Raw genomic sequence first — 7234 nt, forward strand, 5'->3', positions numbered from 1 at the left:
CTACGCCGAGACCCACCCGCACATGCACCCGGTGATCATGGGCGAGGCGGAGCCGAGCCGCGTGCCGGACGGCATGTATATCAGCGCTGAGACGCCCCACCGCTCGCTGCGCGGCCACCGTGACGAAGACGGGCGCGACTGGCTGATCTTCACCGGCCCGTCCTTCAAGGGCGGCGATGTCGAGGGCGAGCGCGCCGCCTTCGCCGAGCTCGAAGAATTCGCCATGCGCCACTTCGCGGTCGCCCCGTCCTGGCGCTGGACCAATATGGATTACACGCCGATGGACCATGCCCCGTGCGCCGGCTGGTCGTCGTCGCGCGCCGACGCCTATCTGGTCGCGACCGGCTTCAATGCCTGGGGGATCACCAACGGCGCCGCGGCCGCGATGTTGATCGCCGACCTGGTCGAGGGGAAGGAGAATCCCTGGCTCGATCTCTACGACGCGACCCGGATCAAGCCGGTCGCCGGCGCCGCCCAGTTCATCAAGGGCAATGCCGAGGTCGCCGCGGATCTGATCGGCGGCTATCTGCGCGCCAAGCCGCATGCGTTCGACGCGCTCAAGCCGGGCGAAGGCGGCATCCTCAAGCTCGACGGCCGCAACGTCGCCGCCTTCCGCGACGAGCAGGGCCGGGTCCACGCGGTCTCGGCGGCCTGCACCCATATGGGCTGCCTGGTCGGCTGGAACGAGAACGACCGCACCTGGGACTGCCCCTGCCACGGCTCGCGCTTCGCCTTGGATGGCGAAGTCATCCACGGCCCGGCGGTGAAGGCACTGGCGGCAGTGAAAGCGGAGGAACCGGCCGAGCTTACGGAATAGAGTGTGGAAGCGCCCTCAGGCGGCGCGGTTGGCGTAAAGGAAATGGCCGGGGCCGAGCCGGGCCAGGACTTCCTGATGGCTCCGCTGCGGCAAGGCGAAGCAGCCTTCGCTGCGGCCCAGCCGGCCCTGCTGCGCGATCACGTCGGGCTCGGCATACCAGGCGGTGTGGACGACGATCGCCCGCGCCTCGGCGTTGCTGTTGGAATGGTCGAGGCCGTTGACGCGCATCGAGCGGCCGTAGCGGCCGTCATAATAGCTGCCGATCAGATAGCCGCCCTCGGAGGTCGCCTCGGAGCCGATCCGGTTCGAGAATTGCTGAAGGAAGCCGGTATGCCCGGGATCGGAGCCGCGGCCGTGCGAGACGAAATGGCGGGTGACCCGGCCGGTATTGGTGTCGAGCAGGTAGAAACGCGGCTCGCTCGACACTTTCGAGAAGTCGACGATGCCCACCGTCTCGGCGTGCCGGATTTGCGCGCGGTGGCGGTCGAACGAAGCCCTGGCGCGGGCGACGATGCGCGGGTCGACGGTCGGATCGACCATCACGCGCGGCCGCGCGGCCGCCTCGGCCGCGGCCATGTCGGGACGGCGACGAAGCTCGGGTGAATCGATGACGGCGGCGAGCAACGGCGAGCTGGCCATCAGGCCGAGCGCGCCCGTGGCGGCTCCCGCCTCGATGATCTGCCGACGTGTAAATGACATTCCTGCCCTCCCGGTGGATAAGAGAGGTAGGATTTTTTCCCTTGCCTCTCAATGAGGTGAACTACGCCCGCCGAGTCGTTCATCGCGAACCAGCCGCGTTTCACCGCATCATCCGCTGAAACGGTTAACAGGATTTTGGACATTCCGGCGAACCGTGCGGGAACGGCGACGAAGGCCGGGAGTCTCCCCGACATGGCGGAACCAAGTCCTTCGAAGCCGTTCAAGCATTTCTTGCGCGACCCCGTGCCCTGACCCAGCGATACCGGGAAATCACGGTATTCCAAGGCGCTGAGCGGCTGATTTGGACCAGCCCGCCTTGCGCTTTCGCGCCCGACGCGCCATGTGGCCGGAAGAGGGGGACACGGCCCCGTGTTGAAGGAAATCGCCCTGAATTCGCCTTATGTCTACGTGGTCGACGACGACCGCGACGTGCGCCGTTCCCTGAGCTTCATGCTGGGCGCCTCCAAGATCCGCTCTTATCCCTTCGGTTCCGGTGGAGACTTTCTCGAGGCGCTGCCCGATCTCGAGCCCGGCTGCGTGCTGCTCGACATCCGAATGCCGCAAATGGACGGCTTCCAGGTCATGGCGGAGCTCCAGAAAAGGAGCGTCGACTGGCCCGTCATCGTGATGACCGGACATGGCGAGGTGCCGACCGCGGTGCGCGCGATGAAGCAGGGCGCGGTCGACTTCATCGAGAAGCCGTTCTCGGAGGAGGCCTTGCTCGCCAGCTTCACCCAGGCGTTTGACGTGCTGGAGGAGCGCGAGACCAGCGGCCAGCGCCGCCGGGTGGCGCGCGAGCGTGTCGACCAGCTTACCGCCCGCGAGAGCGAGGTGCTGGAGGGGCTGCTCGCCGGCGAATCGAACAAGCAGCTCGCCGCGCGGCTCGGCATCAGCCTGCGCACCGTCGAGATGCACCGCGGCAACATGATGGAGCGGCTCCAGGTCGGCAATCTCGCCGAGGCGCTGTCGCTCGCGCTCGAGGCGGGAATGAAGCCCGCCGGCGACGCCGCGCAGGCGAAGGCGCATGGCTGAGCAGGTCGCCACCCTTGCCGGCGGGTGCTTCTGGTGCACCGAGGCGGTGTTCAAGGATCTGATCGGCGTCTCGTCGGTCGAAAGCGGCTATACCGGCGGCCATGTCGCCAATCCGACCTACAAAGAGGTCTGCGGCGGCGACACCGGCCACGCCGAGGCGATCCGGGTGACGTTCGACGACTCCCTGGTGAGCTTCGACGACCTGCTGGACATGTTCTTCGCCACGCACGATCCGACCCAGCTGAACCGCCAGGGCAATGACGTCGGCACCCAATATCGCTCCGCCATCTTCCCCCATTCGCCCGAGCAGGAGGAGGCCGCGCGGCGCGCCATCGAGCGCGCCCAGGCCGACTGGCCCGCGCCGATCGTGACCGCGATCGAGCCGCTGGCCGAATGGTATCCGGCCGAGGATTACCACCAGGATTATTGGGAGGGCGAAGGCCGGCGCAATCCCTATTGCCTCGCCGTCATCCCCCCCAAGCTCCAGAAGCTCCGCAAGAGCTTCGCCGCACGGCTGAAGAGCGAAGCCGCCGCCTAGGCGCGCGGCGCGGCGGCGCGGCACAGGCGGTCGTTGATCGCCGCGCCAAGGCCGGTCTCCGGGATCGGCGCCACGGCAATCTTCGGAGATGCCTGGCCTTCGGCTTCGTGCAGCAGATCGAACAGGCGGGCCGCCGCTTCGATCACGTCGCCCGCCGGGCTGAGATTGGCGTCCCCCGCCACCGCGCCGAACCCGATCAGCCATTCACCCGGTTCAGCCCGCTCGGCGCCGAGCCGAAGTGGCTTGGCCGGCGCATAATGGCTGGCGAGCTGGCCCGGCGCCTCCACCGGCCCATCCCCGTCGGCGATCAGTCCGAGATCGATCGGGCCGGGGCGAAGCAGACGGGGCGGGCCGCCGGTCAGCGCGACGATCGTGCTTTCCAGCCCGTGCGCGGTCGGGCCGGCGTCGACGATCAGCGGGATTCGTCCCTTCAAATGCGCAACCACATGCTCAACCCGCGTCGGGCTGATCCGCCCGCTCGCATTGGCGGAAGGCGCGGCGAGCGGCCGGCCGACCGCGGCCAGCAGCTCGCGCATCGCCTTATGGGCCGGCGCGCGCACCGCCACCGTGGAAAGGCCGGCCGTCACCAGCGAGGCGATCGGCGCGCCCTTCCGGAGCGGCAGGACGAGCGTCAGCGGCCCCGGCCAGTGCGCGCGCGCGAGTTCCTCGGCCTTTTCGTCCAGCACGGCGATCTCAGCCGCTTCTTCAAGACCTCGGACATGGACGATCAGTGGATTGAAGCCCGGCCGCCCCTTCGCCGCATAGATGCGCGCGACTGCTTCACCGCTCGTCGCGTCCGCCGCCAGCCCGTAAACCGTCTCGGTCGGCATCGCCACCGGCTCGCCGGCGCGGATCAGCCGCGCCGCCTCGGCGATCGCCTCCGGGCCACACGGCATCACGCGGGTGTTTTGCGCGGTCATGCGCGCGCGCTATAGCCGGCGCTCGTCCAGCGCAATGTCGGGGGCTCGCATGACTTACACGCCGCCAGTCGCTGAGCAGCTTTTCCTGCTCAGGCACATCGTCGGCATGGACGAGCTCGCCGGCCACAACGCCTTCGCCGAAGCCACGCCCGATCTGGTCGAGGCGATCGTCCAGGGCGCGGGCGATTTCGCCGCCGGCGAGTTCGCGCCGCTCAACCGCGCGGGGGATGAGATCGGCGCGAAATGGTCGCCGGAGGGCGTCACCCTGCCTCCCGGCTTCAGGGAGGCCTATCGCGCCTATGTCGAGGGCGGCTGGGGCACGCTCGCCGGCCCTGCGGAGCATGGCGGGCAAGGCCTGCCGCTCACCTTGGCGAGCGTGGTCATGGAGGATCTCGGCTCGGCGAACATGGGCTTCTCGCTGGTGATGATGCTCACCCCGGGCGCGGTCGAGGCGCTGAAGCATCACGGCACGCCGGCATTGCAGCAGGCCTGGCTCCCCAAGCTCGTCACCGGCGAATGGACCGGCACGATGAACCTCACCGAGCCGCAGGCGGGCTCCGACGTCGGCGCGCTCAAGACCCGGGCCGAACCGAACGGCGACGGCAGCTACAGGATCACCGGCACCAAGATCTTCATCACCTTCGGCGAGCACGACCTGGCCGACAATATCGTCCACCTCGTCCTCGCTCGCCTGCCCGACGCGCCGCAGGGGACGCGGGGCATCTCGCTCTTCCTCGTCCCCAAGATCCTGCCCGACGGGACCAGGAACGACCTCAGATGCGTCTCGATCGAGCACAAGCTCGGCATCCACGCCTCGCCGACCTGCGTCATGGCCTATGGCGACGAAGGCGGCGCCACCGGTTGGCTGATCGGCGAGGAGAATAAGGGCATGGCGGCGATGTTCACGATGATGAACAACGCCCGTTTGAACGTCGGCCTGCAGGGCGTCTCGATCGCCGAACGGGCGACCCAGCAGGCGGTCGCCTATGCGCTCGAGCGCGTCCAGGGCAGCCGCGAGGGGCGGCCCGCTAGAATCGTCGAATTTCCCGACGTCCGCCGCATGCTTTTGCGGATGAAGGCGCTGACCCAGGCCGCGCGCGCGCTCGCTTATTATTGCGCGGGGCAGACCGACCGGGCGAGCCTCGGCGACGAGGCGGCGCGCGCGCGGGCGGACCTGCTCACGCCTCTGGTCAAGGCCTATGGCACCGATGTCGGCGTCGAGGTGACCAGCCTCGCCGTCCAGGTCCATGGCGGCATGGGCTATGTCGAGGAAACCGGCGCCGCCCAGCATTATCGCGACGCCCGAATCTCGCCGATCTACGAAGGCACGAACGGAATCCAGGCGGCCGATCTGGTCGGGCGCAAGCTGGGGATGGAAGGCGGCGGTGTGCTCCAACGCCTGCTCGACGACATCCGCGCGGATGCCGTCGACGAAGCCGGCTTGCTCGAGCTGGCCGGTGCCTGCGAGACGATTGCGGGCCGTCTGCTCGGCGCCGGCCCCGACGACCGCATGGCGGCTTCCTACCCGTTCCTGACGATGCTCTCGGTTGCGACCTGCGGCTGGCTGCTGAAGCGCCAGCTCACGGCGCTCGACGGTCATGACGGCGATCCGGCCTTCGCGGCGATGAAGCGGGCGGCGGGACGCTTCTACCTCGACCAGATCGTGCCCGAAGCGCTCGGTCTCGCCGCGGCCGCCAACGCCCCGGCGGACATTCTCTATTCGCTCGACGCTGAAGGTTTCGCCCACTGAGGAACCCGCGGGCCGGGCGTTGGTTGGGGAGCCGATACGACCCCGATATGGAGAAAAGACGATGCGGATGGGAATCAGCCTGGGCGGCCTGCTCCTTATATTGCTGATCGTGTGGCTGCTGTTCGGCCGCTGATCCGCGCCGCCTGATCAGACCCGCCGCGCCAGCTTGTGCTGGCGCTGGCCGACCGTGCGCCAGATGCGCGGCCCCTGGTCGACGCGGAACGCGCCCATCTTCTCGCTCGGCGTCTCCAGCTCGCGGCCGACGACATAGGATTTGGAGCTCTGGCCGCTGCGCCCCTCGCCCCACTCGTAGAGGGCGTTGACAGCAACGACGGGGACGAACAGCATCCGCCCGTCGAGCTTCATCGCCTTCATCTCCTCGAGCGGCATCGCCACCTCGCCCTGGATCACCCCGGTCGCGCCATGGTGGATGCCGGGCAGGTTGAGCTTGGTGCTCTCGCGCCCGGCGGTGCGGAAAAAGGCGCCGATCTCCTGGTCCTGCTCGCGGCCGGCGTTGAACATCTTGACGTCGATCTTGAGATTGCGCGCCGGGCTGCCGCCGGTGTTGCTGATCGAGAGCTCGAACTCGACCATGGCCTCGACCGCCGAGAAGGAGGCGCGGATGGTCTTGAGCTCGAGCTCCAGCCAGGGGCGCGGCACCGGATCGGGCCGGGGCACCGGCGGCGGGGCGGGGACGGGCGCGGGCGCCGCGATCGGCTCGATCGCGGCGGCATAGGCCAGCTCCTCGCGGCGGCGACGGCGGCGGATCAGCCCCCGGCCAAGCGGGGCGCGGCCGGCGGCGGCGCGGCCGTAGGCCCAGTACCCGAAAACGCCCGGGTCGGCGTCGGGCGCCGGGGCGGCTTCGGAGGGCGCCGGGATCGGAGCAGGCGGCGCCGAATTGGTGTCCGGCACCGGCGCCGGCACGAAGCTCTGGCTTTCCGCGGCCGGCTGTTCGCTCGGCGCCGACGGCGGCTGAGTCGCGGCGGGCGGCCGCTGCGATTGAGCTGAAGGCTGCGCGGGACGCTCCGGCGCCGTGGGGGAAGCGGGCGGCACCGTCGCGGGCGAGGGCGGCGCGACGCGCGGCGCGGGCCGCGCCTCGGGCGGCGGCTGCCGGACGATGGTCTGTTTCGGGGTCAGCGAGAAATCGCGCAGCTGCGCCGGGCCGATCGCATTGCTGCCGGCCTCCTGAGCATGCGCCGCCGCCGCGCCGAGGAGGCACAGCCCCGCGCCGCCGATCCACAGCCTTCGCTTGTTCGCTCCGATCAAATTCCCGATTCCCGCTCCCGCCCGACCCCGTCCGGGCGCAGCTCACATAAGCGCCAAGGCGCAAGATTCCAGCGGCGAGTCAACGGCCTGGCGCCGAACGGCGGCGCCGGTGCGGCAAATCGGTCACACCGGGGCGCGCGATGTGCCTAGTGGGCTTCCCCGTCATGGCCCGCGCCCTGACCGGCGGCGGCGCGGCGCAGCCGGGTGCAGCG

General features: G+C 69.5%; 7 protein-coding genes. 4 read left to right on the forward strand and 3 right to left on the reverse strand.

The window, feature by feature from the left end:
* Nucleotides 1–817: Rieske 2Fe-2S domain-containing protein (locus ACT4N8_RS03960; RefSeq protein WP_444856837.1), on the forward strand; the 817-nt coding region annotated here is incomplete at its 5' end.
* Between the two features lie 15 nt (nt 818–832).
* On the opposite strand, the gene ACT4N8_RS03965 is transcribed toward ACT4N8_RS03960, so the two are convergent.
* On the reverse strand, nt 833–1516 hold the full coding sequence (locus ACT4N8_RS03965) for a murein L,D-transpeptidase catalytic domain family protein (RefSeq protein ID WP_444856838.1): 684 nt from the start codon (nt 1514–1516) through the stop codon (nt 833–835).
* Between the two features lie 369 nt (nt 1517–1885).
* Between ACT4N8_RS03965 and ACT4N8_RS03970 the strand changes: the two genes are divergently transcribed.
* Nucleotides 1886–2548 (forward strand): response regulator transcription factor, encoded by a 663-nt coding sequence (locus ACT4N8_RS03970; protein ID WP_444856839.1) that lies wholly within the window; start codon nt 1886–1888, stop codon nt 2546–2548.
* On the forward strand, nt 2541–3086 hold the full coding sequence (msrA, locus tag ACT4N8_RS03975) for a peptide-methionine (S)-S-oxide reductase MsrA (RefSeq protein WP_444856840.1): 546 nt from the start codon (nt 2541–2543) through the stop codon (nt 3084–3086). Before ACT4N8_RS03970 ends, msrA begins: the two co-directional genes overlap by 8 nt.
* Here msrA and ACT4N8_RS03980 read toward each other — a convergent pair.
* Nucleotides 3083–4006, reverse strand: a complete 924-nt coding sequence (locus ACT4N8_RS03980) for an L-threonylcarbamoyladenylate synthase (protein ID WP_444856841.1) — start codon at nt 4004–4006, stop codon at nt 3083–3085. The genes msrA and ACT4N8_RS03980 overlap by 4 nt on opposite strands.
* A 49-nt stretch (nt 4007–4055) precedes the next feature.
* Here ACT4N8_RS03980 and ACT4N8_RS03985 point away from each other — a divergent pair, with 49 nt between their 5' ends.
* A complete protein-coding gene (locus tag ACT4N8_RS03985; RefSeq protein ID WP_444856842.1) occupies nt 4056–5756 on the forward strand; it encodes an acyl-CoA dehydrogenase in 1701 nt (566 codons plus the stop codon).
* Between the two features lie 147 nt (nt 5757–5903).
* Here the strand turns inward: ACT4N8_RS03985 and ACT4N8_RS03990 are convergent, their stop codons facing one another.
* Nucleotides 5904–7022, reverse strand: coding sequence for a hypothetical protein (locus tag ACT4N8_RS03990; RefSeq protein ID WP_444856843.1), 1119 nt, complete (start codon nt 7020–7022; stop codon nt 5904–5906).
* Between the last annotated feature and the right edge of the window lie 212 nt (nt 7023–7234).

Source organism: Sphingosinicella sp. (genome assembly GCF_052387495.1).
GTDB lineage: Bacteria > Pseudomonadota > Alphaproteobacteria > Sphingomonadales > Sphingomonadaceae > Allosphingosinicella.

Coding starts and splice junctions, on each gene's coding strand:
- ACT4N8_RS03965 (WP_444856838.1), bottom strand. CDS start 1,516: ATGTCATTTACACGTCGGCAGATCATCGAGGCGGGAGCCGCCACGGGC.
- msrA (WP_444856840.1), top strand. CDS start 2,541: ATGGCTGAGCAGGTCGCCACCCTTGCCGGCGGGTGCTTCTGGTGCACC.
- ACT4N8_RS03980 (WP_444856841.1), bottom strand. CDS start 4,006: ATGACCGCGCAAAACACCCGCGTGATGCCGTGTGGCCCGGAGGCGATC.
- ACT4N8_RS03985 (WP_444856842.1), top strand. CDS start 4,056: ATGACTTACACGCCGCCAGTCGCTGAGCAGCTTTTCCTGCTCAGGCAC.